Below are 22,751 nucleotides of genomic sequence, written 5' to 3' on the forward strand. Positions count from 1 at the left end.
GTGCGCTGCTACTGCTTCCCGTTGTGACGGCCGCGGCCCCGATGGCCCCCGCCGTCCTGCTCGCCCTTGCTGCTGTCGTACTTCTCGTACGCGTCGACAATACGGCCGACCAGCTTGTGCCGGACGACATCCTGGGAGGTGAGGCGGGAGAAGTGCACGTCGTCGATGCCCTCCAGGATGTCCTGCACCTGGCGCAGACCGCTCTTGGTCCCCGTGGGCAGGTCGACCTGGGTGATGTCACCGGTGACGACGATCTTGGAGTCGAAGCCGAGCCGGGTCAGGAACATCTTCATCTGCTCGGCGCTGGTGTTCTGCGCCTCGTCCAGGATGATGAAGGCGTCGTTCAGGGTCCGGCCGCGCATGTACGCCAGGGGCGCGACCTCGATCGTGCCCGCGGCCATCAGGCGCGGAATCGAGTCGGGGTCGAGCATGTCGTGCAGGGCGTCGTAGAGCGGGCGCAGATACGGGTCGATCTTGTCGAACAGCGTGCCGGGGAGGAAGCCCAGGCGCTCGCCCGCCTCGACCGCCGGACGGGTCAGGATGATCCGGCTGACCTGCTTGGACTGGAGGGCCTGGACCGCCTTGGCCATGGCCAGGTAGGTCTTGCCGGTACCGGCGGGGCCGATGCCGAAGACGATCGTGTGCTTGTCGATCGCGTCGACGTACCGCTTCTGGTTGAGCGTCTTGGGGCGGATCGTGCGGCCCCGGCTGGACAGGATGTTCTGCGTCAGCACCTCGGCCGGGGTCTCCGTGCCGTCCGCCTGGCCCTTGTCGGTGGCCTTGAGCATCGCGATCGACCGTTCCACGGCGTCCTCCGTCATCGGCTGCCCGGTGCGGAGCACCAGCACCATCTCGTCGAACAGGCGCTGGATCAGGGCGATGTCCGCCGCGTCGCCCGTCGCGCTTATGTCATTTCCCCGGACGTGGATGTCGGCCGCCGGGAACGCCGCTTCGATCACGCGCAGCAGCGAGTCGCCCGCTCCCAGGAGCATCACCATCGGGTGAGCGGCCGGGATGCTGATGTGGGCACGCGCCTGCGGCTGTGTGGGTGACTGAGTCATGGGCCGGCCCTCGGGCCTGCGCATACCTCCTGTTGCTGGGTCCTCGCCGCTCGAGAACCTCGTGTCCCTCAAGCCTACGACTCCGCACCGACAACACCAGAGGTTTTACCGGGCGGTACGGGGCCGGTGAGGTTACGCGCGGAAACCGATCGTCGGCACGGCCCGGCGCAGCGGCCAGGGCCGGGCGGCGGCCGGCAGCAGCTCGTCCAGGAAGGCGTAGCGGCGCAGCGCGGCCGGGTCCTGTCCGGCGCAGGTGCGCACCTGCTGCCACCAGGCGGCGATCTCCGCCCAGCCGGGGGCCGAGAGCGAGCCGCCGAACTCCTGGACGGAGAGGGCGGCGGTCAGCCCGGCGAAGGCCAGGCGGTCGGCGAGGGGCCAGCCGGCCAGGGTGCCGGTGACGAAGCCGGCCACGAAGACGTCGCCCGCGCCGGTCGGGTCCAGGGCCTCGACCTCGATGGCCGGCACCTCGGCGGCGGTGCCGGTGGCGGCGTCGACCGCGTAGGCGCCCTCGGAGCCCAGGGTGACGACGGCGAGCGGTACGCGTTCGGCGAGGGCGTGCGCGGCGGCCCGGGGGCAGTCGGTGCGGGTGTAGCGCATCGCCTCCTCGGCGTTGGGCAGGAAGGCGTGGCAGTGCTCCAGGCCGCTGAGCGCGCCCAGGTCCCAGCGCCCGGTCTCGTCCCAGCCGACGTCCCCGAAGATCAGGGCACCCCGGCGGGCGGCCTCGGCGACCCAGGGTTCGGTGCGTCCCGGGACCAGCGAGGTGACGGCGGCCCGGGCCCTGGGCGGGCAGGTGGGGAAGGCAGGGGCCTCGGGCGAGGCGGTGGTGGGGAGCGCCGGGGCCTCGTGGCCGTGCGAGACCATCGTCCGCTCGCCCTCGTACGCCATGGAGACGGTCACCGGGGAGTGCCAGCCCCGGACCGTGTGCGAGCGAGAGAGGTCGATGCCCTCGCCCTGTTCGAGCGCGTCCCAGCAGTACTCGCCGTAGTGGTCGTCGCCGAACGCGGCGGCCAGGGAGGTGCGCAGGCCGAGGCGGGCCAGCGCGGTGGCCATGTTGGCGACGCCGCCGGGGCTGGAGCCCATGCCGCGCGCCCAGGACTCGGTGCCCCGCACGGGGGCGCTGTCCAGACCGGTGAAGATGATGTCCAGGAAGACCGTGCCGGTGAGGAAGACGTCGCAGTCGGGGTCCTGCGGGGCTCGCAGCCCGTCCAGCGGGTCGATCTGCGGAATGTCAGCGCTCACCTTGCACTCCCCGGTCGTGGCGGTTGCGGCCAGTGTGCCCGAAACGCGGCGGTGATGGACGAGTGCGCGCCGCGCGTGTGTTCACGGCTGCTGACCTGCGTAAACATCGGCCGCTACCCATCCGCGAAACCCGTAAACACAAAAGTGTCCCAGATCACAGAACACCGGCTTTCGGTGGGCCGGGAGCACTTGATACAAATTGGCCCGCGAGCACCGTTGGAGACGTACCCGACGGAAGCGCCGATTTCTCGTATTCCCCCCCTCCCTCCTGCCTCTTCTGGCATGTCTTCAGGAACGCCCATGTCCTCGCGCCCTCGCGCCGCGTGGCCCCTGGTCGCCGTGTTCACCGCCGGTTACCTCGCCGCCTACCTCCTCCCCACCATCGTGGGACGGCTCTCCGTCTATCTGGGACTCAGCACGGCTCAGGCCGGGCTCGTCGGCAGCGCGCTGCTGCTGAGCTCGGCCTCCGCCGGCTTCTCCCTGGCGGGACGCGTGGAGACGTACGGGCCGTGCAGACCGGCGCGCGTGGGACTGATCCTGTGCGTGGTGGGGTACGGCTGCGCGGCGCTGGCCGGCATCGTGCCGCTGGTGGTCGCGGGCGCGGTGGTCGGCGGCTTCGGTTCCGGTACGGCGACCGCTGTCGCGGCGGCGGGCATCGCCGCCCAGAGCGACCCGCACCGCACCTCGTCCCTGGGCCTGTTGAGCGTCTCGGCGACCGCGGGCGCCCTGTATCTGACGGTCCCCCACCTGGGCGGCGGCCACCGGCTGCCGTTCGCCTCGATCGCGCTGGTCGCGCTCCTGGTCTGGCCGGCCACCTCCCGGCTCGGCGGCTCCGCACCCGAGGACCAGGCCGGACCGGCCGTCCCCGCGAAGGGCCGGCTGCCGCACCGCCGCTCCGGACTGGTGCTCGCGGGCGGCATGCTCGTCTGGTCGATGGCGCAGAACGCGCTGTGGGGCGTGAGCAGCAGGATCGGCGTGGACCAGGTCGGGCTGTCCGAGGTGACGATCGGTGCCGTCTTCGCCGCCGCGCTCGGCGCCGGGCTGCTCGGTGTGATGGGCGCCGGGGTGCTGGGCTCGAAGCTGGGGCGCGCGGTCCCGATCGGGGTGGGCACCGCCGTCATCGCGGGGAGCATCGTGCTCAGCTCGTCCGCCGGGAGCCTCGGCTCCTTCGCGACCGGCGAGATCCTGTGGAACACCGTCTACCCGGTGGTCCTGTCGTATCTGATCGGTCTGGCCGCCTCCCTCGACGTGCGCGGCCGCTGGGCGGTCCTCGCGGGCTCCGCCTCGTCCGTGGGCGTCGCCTGCGGGCCGGTGCTCGGCAGTGTGCTCTCGGAGGAGGCCGGCTACCCGGGGATGGGCCTGGTCCTGGGCGTGACGACCCTGCTGATAGCGCTCCCGGTGACCGCCGTCGCCCTGCACATCGGCGGCCGTCCGCTGGTACCCGGTTCGGTTCGCCGCCGGGGCGGTGCGCCGGCGGCCCTGCTCGCGGTCACCACGGGTGCGGTGCCCGGCGCGGTCCCCAAGGTGGGCGCGCCCGAGCAGGCCGTCGCGGAGATCAGCATCCCGGCCCTGCGCCGCAGGCGCCTCGGCAGGAACGCGTTCCGGACGGCCGGCCCGGAGGGCGGTCAGTCGAACGCGTACGCCTCGACCTCGGACAGGTAGCGCGCCCTGCGCTCCTCGTCGTGGTCGAGGAACGCCGCCTCGAAGGAGTTGCGGGCCAGCGTGCGCAGCTGCTCGCGGTCCAGGCCGAGCGCTTCGTGAACGGCGTGGAAGGTGTCTCCGACGTACCCGCCGAAGTAGGCGGGGTCGTCGGAGTTCACCGTGCAGAGCAGCCCGGCCTCCAGCATCGCGGGCAGCGGGTGCTGCTCCAGGGTGTCGACCGCGCGCAGCCGTACGTTGGACAGCGGGCAGAGCGTGAGCGGGACGCGCTCCGCGACCAGCCGCTTCACCAGGTCCGGGTCCTCCATGCAGCGCAGCCCGTGGTCGATGCGCTCCACGCCGAGGACGTCGAGCGCCTCGCGGATGTACGAGGGCGGCCCCTCCTCCCCCGCGTGGGCGACCTTGCGCAGGCCGAGTCCGCCGGCCCGTTCGTACACCTCGCGGAACTTCAGCGGCGGGTGGCCGACCTCGGCGGAGTCCAGGCCGACGGCGCTGATCCGGTGCAGGTGCGGACGGGCGGCCTCCAGGGTCTCCAGGGCCGATTCGGCGGACTGGTCGCGCAGGAAGCACATGATCAGCTGGGTGGAGATGCCGTGCTTCTCCTCGCTGCGCTCCAGCGCCCGGCCCAGGCCCTCCACGACGGTGCCGATGGGCACGCCGCGTGCGGTGTGGGCCTGCGGGTCGAAGAAGATCTCGGCATGGCGGACGCCCTGGGCGGCGGCCCGGGTGAGGTAGGCGTCGGCGAGCTCGGCGAAGTCGTCCTCGGTCCGCAGCACGGCCATGAGGGCGTAGTAGAGGTCCAGGAAGCTCTGGAGGTCCTCGAAGAGGTACGCGGTGCGCAGGGCTTCGGTGTCCGCGTACGGCAGGGTCACGCCGTTGCGCGCGGCGAGCGCGAAGGCCAGTTCCGGTTCGAGGGTTCCCTCGATGTGGAGGTGGAGTTCGGCTTTGGGGAGGTGCACGGTGATCTCAATCGTTTCTGGGGTGGTGCTACGCGTGCCGGCTCGGAACCGGTACGCGCATGAGGTCCTGGGCGACGGTCAGCTCGCCCTCGTAACCGGCCGCCCGGGCCTCGGCCTCGAACGCCTCCGGTTCCGGATAGCGCTGGGAGAAGTGCGTGAGGACGAGGTGCCGTACGTCCGACTCCCGGGCGACCCGGGCCGCCTGGGTGGCGGTCAGGTGGCCGTGGTCGGCGGCCAGCTTCCGGTCCGCGTCGAGGAACGTCGACTCGATGACCAGCAGGTCGCAGCCCTCGGCGAGGGTGTACACCCCGTCGCAGAGCCTGGTGTCCATGATGAACGCGAACCGCTGTCCGCGCCTGTGCTCGGACACGTCGGCGAGCGTGATCCCGCCGAGGGCGCCCTCGCGCTGGAGGCGTCCGACGTCCGGCCCCCCGATGCCGTGCTGGGCGAGCTTCGCGGGCAGCATCCGCCGCCCGTCGGGCTCGGTGAGCCGGTAGCCGTACGACTCGACGGGGTGCGAGAGCCGGTGGCTGTCGAGCGTGTACGCGGCGGTGGTGGCCAGCGGTCCGTCGGCGGCGACGGGGGCCTCGGTCAGCTGCACGGTCTCGCGGTAGGCGGTGGCGTACCGAAGCCGGTCGAAGAAGCGCTGCCCGCTCGCCGGGTAGTGGGCGGTCACCGGGTGCGGGACCTGGTCGAGGTTGATCCGCTGGATCACCCCGGCCAGGCCGAGCGAGTGGTCGCCGTGGAAGTGCGTGACGCAGATCCGGTCGATGTCGTGCGCGGCGACCCCGGCCCGCAGCATCTGGCGCTGGGTGCCCTCGCCGGGGTCGAAGAGGATGCCCTCGCCGTCCCAGCGCAGCAGGTAGCCGTTGTGGTTCCGGTGCCGTGTCGGGACCTGGCTTGCGGTCCCGAGCACGACGAGTTCGCGGGCGGACATTATCCGGGCGGCCATTCCAGACCCCGGCCGCCCAGGACGTGCGCGTGTGCGTGGAACACGGTCTGGCCGGCGCCGGCGCCGGTGTTGAACACGACCCGGTAGCCGGTCGCGTCGATCTTGTCGTCGGCGGCGACGTTGCCCGCCTCGCACAGCACGTCGGCGAGCACCTGCGGTTCGGCGGCGCCGAGGGAGGCGGCGTCCGGGTAGTGCAGGCGCGGGATGACGAGTACGTGCGTGGGCGCCTGGGGGTTGATGTCGCGGAACGCGACGGTGGTGTCGGTCTCGCGGACGATGGTGGCCGGGATCTCGCCCGAGACGATCTTGCAGAACAGGCAGTCGGGCTGCGGTTCTCCTGCCATTCGCTTACGCGCTCCTTGAGCTCGGGTGATCCGTTACGGCCCAGCCTATCGGGGGCGCTGCCCCCGGACCCCCGCTCCTCAATCGCCGGAGGGGCTTGATTCGGCCGCTGCCGCCTTCCACCCGCGGCGGAAACCGAGCCTCGCCGGCGATTGAGGAGCGGGGTCCGGGGCGGCGCCCCGGTTTCGGGAAGGGGCGGGGTGGGAACCGGCACGCCGCAGGCGCACCCGCCCCCACCCCGCCGAGGTCACTCCGCGAGGCCCGGCAGCTCCGGTGCCACCTTCGCCGGCACCCGCTCCAGCGACTCCAGCCCGATCCGTACCGCCTCGTCCAGCTGGGGGTCACGCCCCTCCGCATGGTCCCGAGGCGTCATCACGACCTCCACGTCCGGGTCCACGCCGTGGTTCTCGACGCCCCACCCGTACCCCTCCAGCCAGAACGCGTACTTCGGCTGCGTGACCAGCGTCCCGTCCACCAGCCGGTACCGGCTGTCGATGCCGACCACGCCGCCCCACGTCCGGACCCCGACCACGGGCCCGATCTTCAGCGCCTTGATCGCCGCGTTCACGATGTCGCCGTCCGACCCGGAGAACTCGTTCGCCACGGCCACCACCGGCCCGCGCGGCGCGTCGCCCGGGTAGCTGGCGGGGCGCATGCCGCGCGGCAGGTCCCAGCCCACGATGCGGCGGGCCAGCTTCTCGATCACGAGCTGCGAGGTGTGGCCGCCCCGGTTCTCCCGGACGTCCACGACCAGGCCCTCGCGCGCCATCTCGGTCCGCAGGTCGCGGTGGATCTGGGCCCAGCCGCCGCCGACCATGTCGGGGACGTGGAGGTAGCCCAGGCGCCCCCCGGACCGCTCGTGCACGTACGCCCGCCGGTCGGCGACCCACGCGTGGTAGCGCAGGGCCTCCTCGTCGGCGACGGGCACGACGACGACATGGCGCCGGTCGCCCCCGTCGGCCGGGGACACCGTCAGCTCGACGGGCTTGCCTGCCGAGCCGGTGAGCAGCGGCGCGGGCCCGGTCAGCGGATCGACCGGGTGCCCGTCGACGGCCAGGATCGCGTCGCCGGCCCGGACCGCGACGCCCGGCGCGGCGAGCGGCGAGCGGGCGGCCGGGTCCGACGTCTCGGAGGGCAGCACCCGGTCCACACGCCAGCTGCCGTCCTGCGCCCGGGAGAGGTCCGCCCCGAGCAGCCCCTGCCGGGCCGCGTCGTCGCGCCACCCGCCGGGCGGGGTGACATAGGCGTGCGAGGTGCCCAGCTCGCCCTGGACCTCCCAGAGCAGGTCCATGAGGTCGTCGTGGGTGGCGACGCGCTCCAGGACCGGGCGGTAGCGGTCGAGGACCCCGTCCCAGTCGACGCCGCCCATGTCGGGGCGCCAGAAGTTGTCCCGCATGACGCGCCCGGCCTCGTCGTACATCTGGCGCCACTCGGCGGCCGGGTCGAGGGTGCGGCGGATGCGGGAGAGGTCGACGGTCACCGCGTCGTCGTGGTCGTCGTCGCCCGCGGGCACCCGGCTGTCGGAAGGGACGACGGACAGCTTCCCGTGGTGGACGATCGCCAGCCGCTTCCCGTCACCGCTGACCGCGAAACGGCTGACGTCCGAGGACAGCTCCTCGCAGCGCAGCTTCTCCAGGTCGTACCGCTCCAGGACGGTGTCCGGGCGGCGGGCGTCCGGACCGGCCCCGCTGGTGCCGAGGACCCCGGTGAGCGGGTGGCGCAGCCAGAGCAGCCCGTCGCGCGCGGTGCGCAGCGAGGAGTAGACGGCGGCCTCGACGGGAAGGGGCACGATCCGGTCGGCCAGGCCGTCCAGGTCGATGCGGGTGATGGGGAGCGCGGTGGGGTTGTCCTCGCCGTCGCCGCCCTTCTCCTTCTCGGTGGGCCGGCCGTGCAGTTGCGGTCCGAACGGGGACGGCGTGGTCGCCGCGAGGGTGAGCAGGTGCGGCCGGCAGGAGCCGATGAACGCCATGTCGAAGACGTGGGCGTCGTAGACCGGGTCGAAGGCGCGCTCGGAGAGGAAGGCGAGGTGCCTTCCGTCAGCGGTGAAGGCGGGCGCGAAGTCCCGGAACCGCAGCGGGGTCGCCTCGGAGACCGAGAGGTCGGCGATGTGGGCCAGCTTGAGCTGGCTGAGCGGCTCGGGGCCGGGGTGCGACCAGGCGAGCCAGGCGGAGTCGGGCGACCAGGCGAGGCCGGAGGCGTCGCCGTTCTCGCTGCGGTCCACCTCGTGGATCTCGCCGCTCTCCCGCTCGACGATCAGCACACGGCCGTCGTGCGCCGCGACCGCGAACCGGCTGCCGTCGGGGGCGGGGGCGAGGTCCAGGACGCGGCCGAGCCGGCCGGCCGCGAGGCGGCGGGGGGTGGCACCGGGGGCGGTGCCGGTGGCGGGGGCGATCTCCAGCGCGTCGTCGCCCTCGGCGTCCGTGACCCAAACGACGTGCTGGTCGCCGTCGGCCTGGAAGGTGCGCGGCAGCCTGGCCCGTACACCGGGCTCGGCGGCGAGCGCGCGGGCCGGGCCCTCGCGGTGGGTGACCCAGTGCACGGCGCCCCGCGACAGGACGGCGCTGCCGCGGCCGGTGCGGTCGGGCGAGGCGCCGGCGAGGTGGCTGTCGGCGTGCAGCGGGTAGGGCTGGAGGTCGGCGCGCTGGCCGCCGAGCCGGATCTCGACGCGGCGGGGCTCGTCGCTCTCCAGGCCGTCCAGGAGCCAGAGTTCACCGGCGGAGGCGTAGGCGACCCGGGTGCCGTCGGTGGTGGCCTGCCGGGCGTAGAAGCCGTCGACGGGGGTGTGCCGGCGCAGGTCCGTGCCGTCGGGCAGCGAGGAGTAGAGGGCGCCGGTGCCTTCGTGGTCGGAGAGGAACGCGATGCGCTCCCCCACCCACATGGGGCACTCGATGTTGCCGTCGAGGTCCTCGTGGACGCGGGCGAACTCCAGCGGGTCGTCCTCGGCCGCGATCCAGAGCTTGCCGGCCGTGCCGCCCCGGTAGCGCTTCCAGGAGGCGGCCTCGCGGCCCATGGTGGCCGAGAGCAGCAGGACGCGTCCGCCGGGCCCGTACGCGAGCGAGCCGACGGGGCCGTACGGAAGGGTCCGCGCGGGACCGCCGTCGACCGGGACGGCGCGGGCCCAGCTACGGCGCAGCGAGACCTGGCCCTGGGTGCTGGTGACCAGCACGTCGCCTTCGGGGGTCCAGCCGCGCACGGTGGTGCGGGCGTCGCCCCAGTGGGTGAGCCGCCGGGAGGGCCCGCCGTCGGCGGGGGCGAGGTGGACCTCGGGCGCCCCGTCGCGGGTGGAGGTCCAGGCGACGAGGGTGCCGTCGGGAGATATGCGCGGCTGGGTGACGGGACGGTTGTCTGCGCTGACCCGCCACGCCCGGCCGCCGTCGAGTGGGGCGAGCCAGACGTCGTCCTCGGCGGTGAAGGCGATCAAGTCACCTTGGACATGGGGGTACCGGAGGTAGGAAGGCTGTGTCACACGATCACCCTAGGCCGCGGGTGTGCCTGGTGGCACGGGGTTGGCGGGAGTACGTCACACGTCGCGAGCCCGCCCCGGGCCGGGCGGACCAGGGAATCCGCCAACCGCCCGGGCTCCGGCGTCACTTGCCGGGGTACGCGGTGACCGTCACCGTCACGGTGGCCGTGGGGCCGTCGCCCCGGCCCGGGGTCCCGGCGAGCGGCGCGGTCGTGGCCGGCGCGGCGCAGTCGCCGAGCAGGGTGGCCCGGAAGACGGCGCGCCCGCCGGTCTTCGCGGTCATGTCCCCGCGTACGCACCGGCCTTCGACCGCATAGGTGACCTGCCCGTCCAGCGCGATGTCCCCGCCCGACTTCGCCTTGCCGTCGCAGTGGACCTCGGCCGCCCGGCGGGTGGCGGAGGGCGACCCCGAGCGGGTGGTGCCGCCTCCGTCGAGCGAGGCGGTGCAGGTCAGCCAGCGGACCCGGACGCCCTCGTGCTCCAGCGCGCGGGTGGCGGTCCGGTCCGTGGTGAAGGCGACGGTCGCGGTGTTCAACGCGCCCGCGCCATCGGCCGGTTCACAGGCGGTGAGCCCGGTGACGGCGGCCGCGGCGAGGCAGAACGCGGCCGGAAAACGACGGGCCGCGCGACGGCCCCCTGCCCTCGATGTCCCCATACGGGCAGCTTCCCACCCCATCCGACGGCGCGGTAGACCGCTTTCGGGCACAACCACCCCATCGGGGACGGTTTACGACCAGCGCCCCGTGCGTCCCAGGAGCAGCGCCGTCGCCGCGGTGCCCGCCGTGGAGGTGCGCAGGACCGTGGGGCCGAGGCGGCAGGTGCGGGCACCGGCGGCGGCGAACGCGGTCAGCTCGTCCGGGGACACGCCGCCCTCGGGGCCGACGACCAGCACGATCTCGCCCTCCTCGGGCAGCGCGACGGTGGCCAGCGGCTCGCTCGGGTAGTCGCGGTCCTCGTGCAGGACGGCCGCGAAGTCCGCCGCGGCGAGAAGGCCGGCGACCTGCTTGGTGGTGGCCGGGTCCGCCACGTCCGGGAAGAGCACCCGGCGCGACTGCTTTCCGGCCTCCCGGGCCGTGGCGCGCCATTTGGCCAGGGACTTGAGGCCGCGGTCGCCCTTCCACTGGGTGATGCAGCGCGCCGCCTGCCAGGGCACGACCGCGTCGACGCCGGTCTCGGTCATCGTCTCCACGGCGACCTCGCCCCGGTCCCCCTTGGGCAGCGCCTGGACGACGGTGATCCGCAGCGCGGGACGCGGCTCCTCGTGGACCGGGGCGAGGTCGCCGACGACCAGCCGGTCCTTGCCCTCGGCGGCGCGCACGAGGCCCTGGGCCCACCGGCCGCGGCCGTCCGTGAGGACGACCTCCTCGCCGGTGCGCAGGCGCTTCACGGAGACGGCGTGGCGTCCCTCGGGCCCGTCGAGGACGAACTCGGGGGCGTCCGGCAGGTGTCCGACGACGAAGACGGGGGCCGTCACTGTGCGCTCCTTGTGCTCACTGCCGTCCGTGCGGCGTCCAGCTCTTCGGCGAGCAGCCGGACCAGCCGGCCGGCGGGCAGCTCGCGGGCCATGCGGTGGCCCTGCCCGGCCCACAGCGCCATGCCCTGGGCGTCCCCGACGCGGGCGGCGGCCTTGCGCAGCACGGAGGTCATGTGGTGGACCTGGGGGTAGGCGGCGGGGGCGTAGGGGCCGTGCTCGCGCACGAAGCGGTTGACCAGGCCGCGGGCCGGGCGTCCGGAGAACGCCCTGGTCAGGGTGGTCCGGACGAAGAGCGGGTTGGTCAGGGCCTGTTTGTGCAGGACGTGGGCGCCGGACTCCGGGCAGGGCAGGAAGGCGGTGCCGAGCTGGGCGGCGTCGGCGCCCGCCGCGAGGACGGCGGCGATCTGGGCGCCGCGCATCAGGCCGCCGGCGGCGACGACCGGTATCTGCACGGTCTCGCGGACCTGGGCGACCAGGCTCAGCAGCCCGGTTCCGCCGTCCTCGGTCGCCGGGTCGTCGTGGAACGTGGAGCGGTGGCCGCCCGCCTCGGTGCCCTGGGCGCAGACGGCGTCGGCCCCGGCCCACTCGGCGGCCTGGGCCTCCTCCGGCGAGGTGACCGTGACGACGGTGTACGTACCGGCGGCCGCGAACGCGTCGAGCGTGTCGCGCGAGGGGCAGCCGAAGGTGAAGGAGACGACCGGGACCGGTGCGTCGAGCAGGACGGCGATCTTGTCCTCGTAGCCGTCGTCGCCGGGGACGTCCGGGTCGCCGAGCTCCGTCTCGTAACCGGTGGCCTCACCCGCGAGCCGGCGGCGGTAGTCCGCCAGCGCGGCGGGGTCCGCCGGTTCGCACTGCGGCATGAAGAGGTTGACGCCGAAGGGCTGCCCGGTCAGGGCGCGCACCTGCCGGACCTCGTCGCGCAGGGCGTCCGCCGTCTTGTATCCGCCGGCCAGGAAGCCCAGCGCACCGGCCTCGGAGACGGCGGCGGCGAGCTGCGGGCAGGACGGACCGCCGGCCATGGGGGCCTGCACGAGGGGATACCGGCAGAGAGCGGTCAGCGCGGAGGGCATGACCGCATCGTGTCATGTCCCTCCTGTCCCGTGATGCCCGCCCCACGGGGCGTTCCGGCCGGTCGCGGCGCGGTGGTACGGGCCCGGAGGCCGGGCCCGTACCGGACGGGGGAAGCCGTCAGCGGCCGTTGAAGGCGTCCTTCAGGCGGGAGAACAGGCCCTGCTGGCCCGGCTGGAACTGGCCGGTGGGCCGCTCCTCGCCGCGCAGCTTGGCCAGTTCGCGCAGGAGGCGTTCCTGCTCGGGGTCGAGCTTGACCGGGGTGGTCACCTCGACGTGCACGATGAGGTCGCCGCGTCCGCCGCCCCGCAGATGGGTGATTCCGCGCCCGTGCAGCGGCACGGACTGGCCGGACTGGGTGCCCGGCCGGATGTCGACCTCCTCCAGGCCGTCCAGCGTCTCCAGCGGCACCTTGGTGCCGAGGGCCGCCGCCGTCATGGGGATGGTGACCGTGCAGTGCAGGTCGTCGCCGCGGCGCTGGAACACCGCGTGCGGCAGCTCGTGGATCTCGACGTAGAGGTCGCCGGCGGGGCCGCCGCCGGGGCCGACCTCGCCCTCGCCCGCGAGCTGGATGCGGGTGCCGTTGTCGACACCGGCGGGGATCTTCACGGTCAGCGTGCGCCGCGAGCGGATGCGGCCGTCGCCGGCGCACTCCGGGCACGGGGTGGGCACGACCGTACCGAAGCCCTGGCACTGCGGGCAGGGACGGGAGGTCATGACCTGGCCCAGGAAGGACCGGGTGACCTGGGAGACCTCACCGCGGCCGCGGCACATGTCGCAGGTCTGCGCCGAGGTGCCGGGGGCCGCGCCCTCGCCGCTGCACGTGGTGCAGACGACGGCGGTGTCGACCTGGATGTCCTTGGTGGTGCCGAAGGCCGCCTCGGCGAGGTCGATCTCCAGCCGGATCATGGCGTCCTGGCCGCGCCGGGTGCGCGAGCGGGGCCCGCGCTGCGACGACGTACCGAAGAACGCGTCCATGATGTCCGAGAAGTTGCCGAAGCCGCCCTGGCCGAAGCCGCCCGCGCCGGCGCCGCCGGACTGCGAGAGCGGGTCGCCGCCGAGGTCGTAGACCTGCTTCTTCTGCGCGTCCGAGAGGACCTCGTAAGCGGCGTTGATCTCCTTGAACCGCTCCTGGGTCTTCGGATCGGGGTTGACGTCCGGGTGCAGCTCGCGGGCGAGCCTCCGGAATGCCTTCTTGATCTCGTCCTGGGAAGCGTCGCGGCGCACGCCGAGTACGGCGTAGTAGTCCGTGGCCACTTACGACTCCGCCAGGATCTGTCCGACGTAACGTGCCACTGCGCGTACCGCTCCCATCGTTCCGGGGTAGTCCATGCGGGTCGGTCCGACCACGCCGAGTTTGGCGACTGCCTCGTCGCCCGAACCGTAGCCGACCGCGACGACGGACGTGGAGTTGAGGCCCTCGTGGGCGTTCTCGTGCCCGATGCGTACGGTCATGCCCGAGTCCTTGGCCTCGCCGAGCAGCTTCAGCAGCACGACCTGTTCCTCCAGTGCTTCGAGCACCGGCCGGATCATCACGGGGAAGTCGTGCCCGAAGCGGGTGAGGTTGGAGGTGCCGCCGATCATCAGCCGCTCCTCCGTCTCCTCGACGAGCGTTTCGAGCAGGATCGAGAGGACGGTGGACACGGTTCCCCGGTCCTCGCTCTCGAAGGATTCCGGGAGGTCCTGCACCAGCTGCGGGACGTCCGCGAACCGGCGCCCCACCACCCGGCTGTTGAGCCGGGCCCGCAGATCGGCGAGCGAGGTCTCACCGAACGGCGCCGGGCAGTCCACCAGCCGCTGTTCGACCCGGCCGGTGTCCGTGATGAGCACGAGCATCAGCCGCGCCGGGGCCAGGGACAGCAGCTCCACATGCCGCACCGTCGAACGGGTCAGCGAGGGGTACTGCACGACGGCGACCTGCCGGGTCAGCTGCGCGAGCAGCCGTACGGTACGGCCCACGACGTCGTCCAGGTCGACCGCGCCGTCGAGGAAGTTCTGGATGGCGCGGCGCTCGGGCGAGGAGAGGGGCTTGACGCCCGCCAGCTTGTCCACGAAGAGCCGGTAGCCCTTGTCCGTCGGGATGCGCCCGGCACTGGTGTGGGGCTGGGCGATGAAGCCCTCCTCCTCCAGCACCGCCATGTCGTTGCGGACGGTCGCCGGGGAGACCCCCAGCTTGTGCCGCTCCGTGAGCGCCTTGGAGCCGACGGGCTCCTCGGTCCCGACGTAGTCCTGGACGATCGCGCGCAGCACTTCGAGTCTGCGTTCGCTGAGCATCGCGCGCACACCTCCAGCTGTCCACGTCGGCGTTCCCGGGCCGTTCCCGGGATTCCTCCTGGCACTCGGTGCGTACGAGTGCCAGCGATCCCCGGCCAGTGTACGGCGACGGGGTGGTGCCCTAGCAAGGGCGACCGGCCACGCTACCTCGCTGCCGCGCAGGTCGCTGCCGATAGCGTCGCCGCATGGATGTCTCCTGGGAAGAGTTCGGATGGGAGCGGCTGGGTCACGGAACGGGCCGCCGGCGCCTTCCGGTCTGGGACGCGACGGCCCTGCTGGTGGCAGGCCCGGACGGGGTGCTGCTCTGCGACACCGGCTCGTCCCTGCGCGAGGGCGCGGAACTGCGCACCCAGGCCGAGGCGCTGCTCGGCCGGAGGGTGACGCACATCGCACTCAGTCATCCCCACTTCGATCATGTGCTGGGCACGGCCGCGTTCGCCGGGGCACGGGTGTACGGCTCCGAGGGCACGGCACAGCTGCTGCGGCGCGGGGCCGGCGAGCTGTACGCGGACGCGGTGGCCCAGGGGCTGCCCGCGGCGGACGCGGCCGAATCCGCCGATGTGCTGGTGGCCCCGCGCCACGAGGTGCGCGGGGAGCTGACGGTGGATCTGGGCGGCGGCCGGGAAGTGGTCCTGGTGGACGTGGGCGCCGCGCACAGCGGCCACGACCTCGCGGTGCTGGTCCCGGGCTCCTCCGGCTCCCCTGCGCTGGTGTTCTGCGGCGATCTGGTCGAGGAGTCCGGGGAGCCCCAGGCCGGTCCGGACGCGTGCCCGGCGCGCTGGCCCGCCGCGCTGGACCGGCTGCTGGAGCTGGGCGGCGATGACGCGCTGTACGTGCCGGGGCACGGGGCGGTGGTGGACGCGGCCTTCGTCCGGGCCCAGCGGGAGGCGCTGGCGGGGCGGTTCGGCGTGTCGTAGGGGGCGGGGTAGGCCGCAGGGTTCGGCCCCGGCTCGGCGGGGAAGGCCGCGGGGGTTCGGCCGCGCCCTGGCAGGGAAGGCGGACCGGCGGGCGGTCTCCCGGCTCGGCGTGTCGCGGCCCTTCCCCGCTTATCGTCGTGCGATGCGCAGCTACCAGCCCGATCTGACCCCGCCGTGGAAGAAGTCCGCCCCCGCCCCGGAGGTGCCCGCCGAGACCGATCTGGTCGTGGAGGAGGCCGTCACCGGTTTCTGCGGCGCGGTGATCCGGTGCGAGAAGACCGCCGAGGGGCCGACGGTGACCCTGGAGGACCGGTTCGGCAAGCACCGGGTCTTCCCGATGGCACCGCGCGGCTTCCTGCTGGAAGGCCGGGTCGTCACGCTGGTGCGCCCGTCGGCCGGGGGCCCGGTGCGGCCCACGCGTACGGCCTCCGGTTCGGTGGCGGTGCCCGGGGCGCGGGCGCGGGTGGCGCGGGCCGGGCGGATCTATGTGGAGGGGCGGCACGACGCGGAGCTGGTCGAGCGGGTCTGGGGCGACGACCTGCGCATCGAGGGCGTGGTCGTGGAGTACCTGGAGGGCATCGACGACCTCCCGGCGATCGTGCGGGAGTTCTCCCCCGCGCCGGACGCCCGCCTCGGGGTGCTGGTCGACCATCTGGTGCCCGGTTCCAAGGAGTCCCGGATCGCGGCCCAGGTGTCGGACGGCAACGTGCTGGTGGTGGGGCACCCGTACATCGACGTGTGGGAAGCCGTGAAGCCGGCGTCGGTGGGGATCGCCGGATGGCCGGCGGTGCCGCGCGGGCAGGACTGGAAGACGGGTGTGTGCCGGGCGCTGGGCTGGCCGGAGAACACCGGAGCGGCCTGGCAGCGCATTCTGTCCTCGGTCCGCTCCTACCGGGACCTTCAGCCCGAACTCCTGGGCCGGGTAGAGGAATTGATCGATTTCGTCACTCTTCCGGACTGATGTCCGGCCCGACTTCCCCTCGATCCGGCACCGATCCGGATAAATACCTGCGCCTCGCACACATCATCGGTTATTGAGGGGGCCAGGCTCTTTTCGCGAGGGAAGGCACGGGGGCGATGGCACGCGAGGTTTGGCGGGACACTGCGGAGAACGAGGCGGCCTCCGCCGTCTTCCACTTCGTGCAGCAGCTCATCGACGGCTACCGCGACAACCGGCCCGTGATGCCCCTGGTGGTCCTCCAGGCCGCCGACGCCGACGTGCCGGCCGACGTGGACGCCCGGGTCGAGCAGATCGTGCGCCAGGTCCACCGGGCCAACCAGCCGCGCCGCGTCCCCCTGCGCCTGCTCGGCGGGCGCGGCGACTCCCCGTACGAAGCGGCGCTCGACATGGTCCGCACGCTGACCGAGAAGCCGTGGGAGACCCGGGGCGGATCGCAGTACAAGCCGTTCACCTTCCCCCGTTCCCGGCTGCTCGGCGCCATCGAGCAGGCCACCGAGGCGGTGCTGCGGGACCCGGATCCGGGCTGCTCCCGGGACCAGCGCGACGAACGGATCCTGGCGGAGCTGAGCGCGCTGCGCTGGCGGACCGGGCGGCGCCGGGGCACCTGGTGGACGGCGCTCCGGGAGTCGGTGCGGCCGGAGACCTTCGTGGGGGCCGTGGTCATCGCGGTCCTGGGTGTGCTGCTCGGCGAGATCGGCTGGCTGCCGACCGTGCTGGTGGCCGTGGGGGCGGTCCTCGGGCTCGCGGTGGTCCGGCTGCTGACGACGTCGGCGCCGCCGCTGCTGTGGCTGCGCCGGGCCAGCAAGTGGTTCGCCACCACCTCGTCGCTGGCCGCCGCCAGTACCGGCTATCCGTCGGACGGCTGGTCCCGGCTCTCGCCCAGCGGTTCGTGGCGGGTGATCCGGGCGCGGGCGGCGGTGGTCGCGGGGCGGGTGGCCGACGCGGCGGCGGGCGACGAACGGTCCCGCCAGTTCCACCTGGAGCTGAGGGTCCAGGCGCTGCTGGAGGACCTGCGCAACAACTACCGGCCGCACGCCCCGGACTGGCGGCGCGGCAAGCGGACCGTGCCGCCGGTGGTCTTCCTGCCGAGGGCCGTCCAGGGCAACGGCGGCGTGCAGCTGATCAACGCCGTCAACAACGTGCGCTCCCGGCGCAGCGAGGTCGATCCGCTGCTCCTGCTGGCCTCGCTCCCGGCGGCCGAGATCCTGCGGCACACCCCGCCGCTGCCGCCCGACCCGCCGCCCGCGCACACGGGTGCGGCGCGGGCCCGGTACGACGACTGGGTCGGCCACCTCAGCGTGGGCCAGTCGCCCTCGGGCACGGCCACGCCCGCCTGGGTGCTGCGGCTGCCGCTGTCGACGGCCCAGCTGACCCATGAGCACGCGCACGCCCAGCTGTCCACGCAGCGGGTGCGCAGGACGTGGGTGTGGTGGGTGATGTCGCGGACGACGGTCGCCTGTCTGGTGGCCGGTGCGCTGCTGGGCACGATGCTGCTGAGCAACCACCTGGCGAACCGTTACTGCCACGGGCCGCTCACGGACGTCGACACGGACTCGGTGCGGCTCGGTCCGGACGGCGGGGACAAGGAGTGCATCGGCGTCGCGACGTCCACCCGGGTGCGCTTCGCCGAGGGCAACGACCTGGAGCTGGACGGGGCCGGGGCAGGGATCACCTTCGACCGGATCGAGCGGGCGGTGGCCGAGGAGAACGCCGCGATCGAGCCGGGCGACAAGTACGTCACGCTGATCTACGCGGGTCCGTTCACCGCCCCGTCCGCAGAGGGCACCCGCAAGGCCCTGGAGGAGCTGACCGGCGTCTATCTGTACCAGCACCACACCAACACGCTGGACTTCTCCGTGAAGCTGCGGGTGCTGACCGCCAACGGCGGGCAGGACATGCTCCAGCAGATACCGGCGGTGAAGAAGATCATCGAAGTGGCCGAAAGGGATCCCTCGGTCGTCGGCGTGGTCGGGCTGGGCCGGGACACCACCGACAGCCCGGAGGCCACCGCGCTCCTCCAGCGGGCGGGCCTGCCCGTGGTGGACACCACCAACTCCGGCGGCTATCTGGCGACGGACTACTCCAACTACTTCGGCCTGGCGGCCACGGACCAGGAGCAGGCGGACACCCTCGGCCTCATAGCGGAGCAGGTGGCGGCAAAGGCGCCCGGCACGCACAAGCCCCGGGCCCTGGTCCTGTCGCGCAAGCTCGGCAACAACGACAAGGACCGCTACACGGTGGAGCAGCGCAAGGTGGGCGGCGCGATGCTGAAGGACGCGGGCTTCGCGCTCTCGGAGCCGGTCGAATACGGCCTCGGCCGCCGCAGCAGCGCCGACCTGGACCGGCCGGTGCAGCAGATCTGCGCGGCGGACCCGGCACCGGACGCGCTGTACTTCGCGGGCCGGGTCGAGGATGTCGCCAACCTGATGAGCCGGCTCGCCCACAGCTGTTCCCGCCGCCCCATCACCGTCTTCACGGGCGACGACCTGACCAAGGCCCGGCTCGACGCGAGCACGGACACCACGAAGAACGTCACGCTGTACCACACGGCCCTCGCGCCGATGGGCCGCGGCCGCGCCGGCGGCTTCTACGAGGAGTCGCACCGGGCCCTGGGGAAGCTGCTGCCCGAGGGCGTGACGCTCCCCCGCCTGCCGGAGTCGAAGCCGTACGAGGACCCGCTCTTCGCGAGCGGCCAGTCGGTGATGTCGTACAGCGCCACGGCCGCGCTGTACGACGCGGCGAGCCACGGCGACGCCGTGAACAGCGCGGCGGAGACCTGGGCGAACCTGTACGCGGTGAACCTGCGGTCCATGCCCACGGGGACGATCACCTTCCGCGGTTTCATCCCGTACGAGGCGCAGGCGGGGCACGGTCTGGACGTCGTGCAGATCACGTACCCGGACGGCCGGAGCCACGCCCGGATCATCTGCGGCCGGGCGGCGGGAAAGGTGGAACTGGACCCGCCGAAGTGCCCGCTGAAGTGAGCGGGGGGCTCGGAGCGGATGCCTGAGTCCCCGCACGGGGCGGGCTCGGGGGCGTACGCCTTGCCGGTGCGTACGCCCCTGAGCGTGCGCCGGGCTCAGTCGACCAGGTCGCGTACCACCGCGTCGGCCAGCAGCCGCCCGCGCAGGGTCAGCACGGCCCGGCCGTCCTCGAACGGCGCCGGTTCCAGGAGGCCGTCGGCGACCGCCCGGCGGGCCGCCGCGAGGCCGGCGGGGGCCAGCAGGGAGAGCGGGCAGCCGTCCACGAGCCGCAGTTCCAGCAGGATGCGCTCGACGCGGCGGTCCTCGGCGGACAGGATCTCGCGCCCGGCCCCCGGCGAGCGCCCCTCGGCGAGCGCCTGCGCGTACGCCCCCGGGTGCTTCACGTTCCACCAGCGCACGCCGCCCACGTGGCTGTGCGCCCCCGGCCCGGCGCCCCACCAGTCGGCTCCGCGCCAGTACAGCTCGTTGTGCAGGCAGCGGCCCTCGGGCGTGCGGGCCCAGTTCGACACCTCGTACCAGGAGTAGCCGGCGGCGGCCATCGCCTCGTCCGCGATGAGGTAGCGATCGGCGTGCGCGTCGTCGTCGGTCATCGGGATCTCGCCGCGCTTGATGCGGCGGGCGAGACCGGTGCCCTCCTCCACGATCAGCGCGTACGCGGAGACGTGGTCGGGCCCGGCGCCGATCGCCGCGTCCAGGGACGCGCGCCAGTCGTCGTCGGACTCGCCCGGGGTGCCGTAGATCAGGTCCAGGTTGATGTGCTCGAAGCCGGCCGCGCGCGCCTCGGCCACACACGCCTCGGGCCGGCCCGGGGTGTGGGTGCGGTCGAGGATCTTCAGGACGTGCTGCCGGGCGCTCTGCATGCCGAAGGAGATCCGGTTGAAGCCGCCCTCGCGCAGTTCGGCCAGGTAGGCCGGGCCCACGGACTCCGGGTTGGCCTCGGTGGTGATCTCGGCGTCGTCGGCGAGCCCGAACTCCTCGCGGACGGCGGCCAGCATCCGGACCAGGTCGGCCGCCGCGAGCAGGGTCGGCGTGCCGCCGCCGACGAAGACCGTGCGGACCGGGCGCGGGTCGTCGCCGAGGACCTTGCGCGCCTGGCGGATCTCGCCGGTCAGGTGGGAGGCGTAGTTGTCGCGGGAGGCCAGCGCGCCGCCGGAGCCGCGCAGCTCGGTCGCCGTGTAGGTGTTGAAGTCGCAGTAGCCGCAGCGGGTCGCGCAGTACGGCACGTGCAGGTAGAAGCCGAGCGGGCGGCCGGCTGCGCCTTCCAGGGCATGGCGGGGCAGCGCCCCGTCGTCGGGCACGGGTTCACCATCGGGCAGTACGGAAGGCATACCGCCCATTGTCGCGCGCCGCCCGGCAAACGGACGCCATGCCCCGGACCGGCGCTACTCGGCCTGGAGGACCAGCAGCGCCAGGTCGTCGTCCGGCGGCCGCTCGGCGAAGTCGTGCACGGCGTGCTTGATGCGCTCGGCGATCTCCTCCGCGCTCAGCCCCGCGCAGCCGGAGAGCGCCCGCGCGAGCCCGTCCCCGTCGTCGAACATCAGCCCGCCCGAGCGGCGCTCCGTGACTCCGTCGGTGACGCAGAGCAGGCTGTCCCCGGGCGCCAGGTCGAAGCTCTGGGTCTCGTAAACGGCGTCGTCCATCAGCCCGAGCAGCAGCTGCGGCTCGGCGGCGGGCCGCACGGTGCCGTCCGGGCGCAGCAGCAGCGGCAGCGGGTGCCCGGCGCTGGCCAGGGTGCAGCGGGCGCCGCCGCCGGGCAGCGGCACCAGCTCCCCGTACAGCAGGGACAGGAAGCGGGACTGCCCGCCGTTGTCCGCGGAGTGCTGGCCCCCGGCGGCGGCGACCATGAGCGCGGCAGCCTCAGCGGCCTCCATGGCGTCGTCCAGGAGCAGCCGGTTGAGCCGGACCAGGACCTCGTCGGCCTGGAAGCCCTCGCGGGCCAGCAGCCGCAGCCAGGGGCGGGCCAGGCCGGTCACGACGGCGGCCTCGGGGCCGCTGCCCTGGACGTCGCCGAGGACGAAGCACCAGCGGTCGCCGGGGCAGGGGAAGATGTCGTAGAAGTCACCGCCGACAACGCCGTCGTCGCTCGGCTCGTAGACGAGGGAGCTGGCCACTCCCGGTATTTGGGCGACCTTGCTGGGCAGTAGCCCGCGCTGGAGGATGCGGCTGATGGTGGCCTGCCGGGTGTAGGCGCGGGCGGCTCCCACGGCGAGGCCGACCCGGCGCACGAAGTCCTCGATGAGGGCCGTCAGCTCGTCGGGCAGGCGGTCGGTGGACTCGCGGCCCAGGAGCACGGCCCCGAGGGTGCGGCCCCCCGAGGTGATCCGGTAGGCGAAGGCGACGCCCTCCTCCCCGTCCGGCGGCTCGCCGTCCTCCCCGCTGCCGGGCCACGGCATGGAGACGGCGCCGGTGCCGACGCGCTCGGGGAGCCGGAGCGGGTGGCCCTCCAGGAGGGCGCGCAGCGTCCCGATGTGCTCCTCGTCCACGTGCCAGACCTTGGCGAGGCGGGGGACGGCCGCGGGGCCGCCGCTCTCGGGCTCCAGCCAGATCGCGCACCAGTCGGCGAGGCGGGGGACGAGTAACTGTCCGGCGAGGGCCGCCACGATGTCCTCGTCCAGCTGCCCGGCCAGCAGGTCGGACGCCTCGGCGAGGAAGGAGAGCGCACCGCGCCCGGCCCAGTCCCCGTCGTCGCGGCCGGTGCGCCGGGCAGAGGGGGCGAGGAGTTCGGCGGCGCGCAGCCCGCGGTCGAGCCCGGTCTCGCCGCGCCCCTCGGGGAACGGATTCCAGTCGTCGACGGGGAGCCGGGCCCAGACGGTCTTCGTACCGGTGCGGTAGGTGATGCCCCAGCGCTCGGCGAGGGCGGCGACGATGTCCAGGCCGCGCCCGTAGTCGGCGGGCTCGCCCACGCCCTCGGCGCTGTGCGCGTGGTCGCCGCGCACGGTGCGGCCGGGGTGGTGGTCGGAAACCTCCAGGACCAGTGCGGACTGCTCGTCCTCGGTGGCCTCCTCCAGCCGGAAGAGGAGGTCGACCGCGGTGCCCGCGTGGACGACGGCGTTGGTCACCAGCTCGCTGACGATCATCGCGGCGTCATCGGACAGCCGCTCGCTGAACCCGACCGCGGCGGGCAGCCCGAGGCCGGTCCACTCCTCCAGCGCGGCGGTGACGAACCTCCGGGCCGCGGCGGGCGCGAGGAGGTTGCCGGGCAGGCTGGTCCGGGCGACCGGCTGTGTGCCTGTGGCGGCGGTGGTTCCGGGACGCTGCACGATGTCCCGCTGCAAGGGAATGGACCCCACAGGGCGGCTCCTGACCTGTTCTCGCTCTGCCTGTTTCTCCGTGGTGCGCCGCTGACGACACGGACAGAGTGACAGATCGGCCCTTCACATACGCGCCGAGTTACCGAA

Annotated in this window: 17 protein-coding genes; 4 read left to right on the top strand and 13 right to left on the bottom strand. The window is 73.5% G+C overall.

Annotated elements, in window-relative coordinates; genetic code table 11:
- Window positions 1-8: 8 nt before the first annotated feature.
- Complete coding sequence (locus tag ACFZAT_RS17655; RefSeq protein WP_391265146.1) at window positions 9-1,061, bottom strand: PhoH family protein; 1,053 nt, start codon at window positions 1,059-1,061, stop codon at window positions 9-11.
- Window positions 1,062-1,193: 132 nt separating this feature from the next.
- Complete coding sequence (locus tag ACFZAT_RS17660; RefSeq protein ID WP_391265147.1) at window positions 1,194-2,300, bottom strand: PfkB family carbohydrate kinase; 1,107 nt, start codon at window positions 2,298-2,300, stop codon at window positions 1,194-1,196.
- 300 nt (window positions 2,301-2,600) lie between these two features.
- Between ACFZAT_RS17660 and ACFZAT_RS17665 the strand changes: the two genes are divergently transcribed.
- Window positions 2,601-3,962, top strand: a complete 1,362-nt coding sequence (locus ACFZAT_RS17665) for an MFS transporter (RefSeq protein ID WP_391265148.1) — start codon at window positions 2,601-2,603, stop codon at window positions 3,960-3,962.
- Here the strand turns inward: ACFZAT_RS17665 and ACFZAT_RS17670 are convergent.
- The 9 genes from ACFZAT_RS17670 to hrcA form a co-directional block, all read right to left on the bottom strand.
- A complete protein-coding gene (locus tag ACFZAT_RS17670; RefSeq protein ID WP_391265149.1) occupies window positions 3,926-4,918 on the bottom strand; it encodes an adenosine deaminase in 993 nt (330 codons plus the stop codon). The genes ACFZAT_RS17665 and ACFZAT_RS17670 overlap by 37 nt on opposite strands.
- A 28-nt stretch (window positions 4,919-4,946) precedes the next feature.
- On the bottom strand, window positions 4,947-5,855 hold the full coding sequence (locus ACFZAT_RS17675; RefSeq protein ID WP_391265300.1) for a ribonuclease Z: 909 nt from the start codon (window positions 5,853-5,855) through the stop codon (window positions 4,947-4,949).
- Complete coding sequence (locus ACFZAT_RS17680; RefSeq protein ID WP_073965257.1) at window positions 5,855-6,214, bottom strand: histidine triad nucleotide-binding protein; 360 nt, start codon at window positions 6,212-6,214, stop codon at window positions 5,855-5,857. Before ACFZAT_RS17680 ends, ACFZAT_RS17675 begins: the two co-directional genes overlap by 1 nt.
- A 245-nt stretch (window positions 6,215-6,459) precedes the next feature.
- Window positions 6,460-9,633 carry a S41 family peptidase gene (locus ACFZAT_RS17685; RefSeq protein WP_391265150.1) on the bottom strand — a complete coding sequence of 1,058 codons (3,174 nt, stop codon included), beginning with the start codon at window positions 9,631-9,633 and terminating at the stop codon, window positions 6,460-6,462.
- Between the two features lie 166 nt (window positions 9,634-9,799).
- Window positions 9,800-10,210, bottom strand: coding sequence for a hypothetical protein (locus ACFZAT_RS17690; RefSeq protein WP_391265301.1), 411 nt, complete (start codon window positions 10,208-10,210; stop codon window positions 9,800-9,802).
- Window positions 10,211-10,402: 192 nt separating this feature from the next.
- Window positions 10,403-11,149 (bottom strand): 16S rRNA (uracil(1498)-N(3))-methyltransferase, encoded by a 747-nt coding sequence (locus ACFZAT_RS17695; RefSeq protein ID WP_391265151.1) that lies wholly within the window; start codon window positions 11,147-11,149, stop codon window positions 10,403-10,405.
- A complete protein-coding gene (locus ACFZAT_RS17700) occupies window positions 11,146-12,219 on the bottom strand; it encodes a nitronate monooxygenase (protein ID WP_391265152.1) in 1,074 nt (357 codons plus the stop codon). The genes ACFZAT_RS17695 and ACFZAT_RS17700 overlap by 4 nt, the downstream gene beginning before the upstream one ends.
- Before the next feature lie 118 nt (window positions 12,220-12,337).
- Window positions 12,338-13,474, bottom strand: coding sequence for a molecular chaperone DnaJ (gene dnaJ, locus ACFZAT_RS17705; protein WP_391265153.1), 1,137 nt, complete (start codon window positions 13,472-13,474; stop codon window positions 12,338-12,340).
- Window positions 13,475-14,491 carry a heat-inducible transcriptional repressor HrcA gene (gene hrcA / locus ACFZAT_RS17710; protein ID WP_018103247.1) on the bottom strand — a complete coding sequence of 339 codons (1,017 nt, stop codon included), beginning with the start codon at window positions 14,489-14,491 and terminating at the stop codon, window positions 13,475-13,477. It abuts the gene before it with no gap.
- A gap of 185 nt (window positions 14,492-14,676) precedes the next feature.
- Between hrcA and ACFZAT_RS17715 the strand changes: the two genes are divergently transcribed.
- The 3 genes from ACFZAT_RS17715 (at window position 14,677) to ACFZAT_RS17725 (ending at window position 19,353) form a co-directional block, all read left to right on the top strand.
- Entirely contained in the window at window positions 14,677-15,408 is a 732-nt protein-coding gene (locus tag ACFZAT_RS17715) for an MBL fold metallo-hydrolase (RefSeq protein WP_391265154.1), read from the top strand.
- Between the two features lie 142 nt (window positions 15,409-15,550).
- Window positions 15,551-16,369 (top strand): DUF3097 family protein, encoded by an 819-nt coding sequence (locus tag ACFZAT_RS17720; RefSeq protein ID WP_391265155.1) that lies wholly within the window; start codon window positions 15,551-15,553, stop codon window positions 16,367-16,369.
- A gap of 116 nt (window positions 16,370-16,485) precedes the next feature.
- Window positions 16,486-19,353 (top strand): ABC transporter substrate-binding protein, encoded by a 2,868-nt coding sequence (locus ACFZAT_RS17725; protein WP_391265156.1) that lies wholly within the window; start codon window positions 16,486-16,488, stop codon window positions 19,351-19,353.
- A 95-nt stretch (window positions 19,354-19,448) separates the two neighbouring features.
- On the opposite strand, the gene hemW is transcribed toward ACFZAT_RS17725, so the two are convergent.
- Together hemW and ACFZAT_RS17735 are read right to left on the bottom strand one after the other, a co-directional pair.
- The gene (gene hemW, locus ACFZAT_RS17730) at window positions 19,449-20,690 is read right to left on the bottom strand and encodes a radical SAM family heme chaperone HemW (RefSeq protein WP_391265157.1); all 1,242 of its coding nucleotides are present in this window, start codon (window positions 20,688-20,690) and stop codon (window positions 19,449-19,451) included.
- 45 nt (window positions 20,691-20,735) lie between these two features.
- Entirely contained in the window at window positions 20,736-22,628 is a 1,893-nt protein-coding gene (locus tag ACFZAT_RS17735) for a SpoIIE family protein phosphatase (protein WP_391265302.1), read from the bottom strand.
- Window positions 22,629-22,751 lie beyond the last annotated feature (123 nt).

The sequence above is a fragment of the Streptomyces sp. NPDC008163 genome (assembly GCF_042956885.1).
Taxonomy (GTDB): Bacteria; Actinomycetota; Actinomycetes; order Streptomycetales; family Streptomycetaceae; genus Streptomyces; species Streptomyces drozdowiczii_A.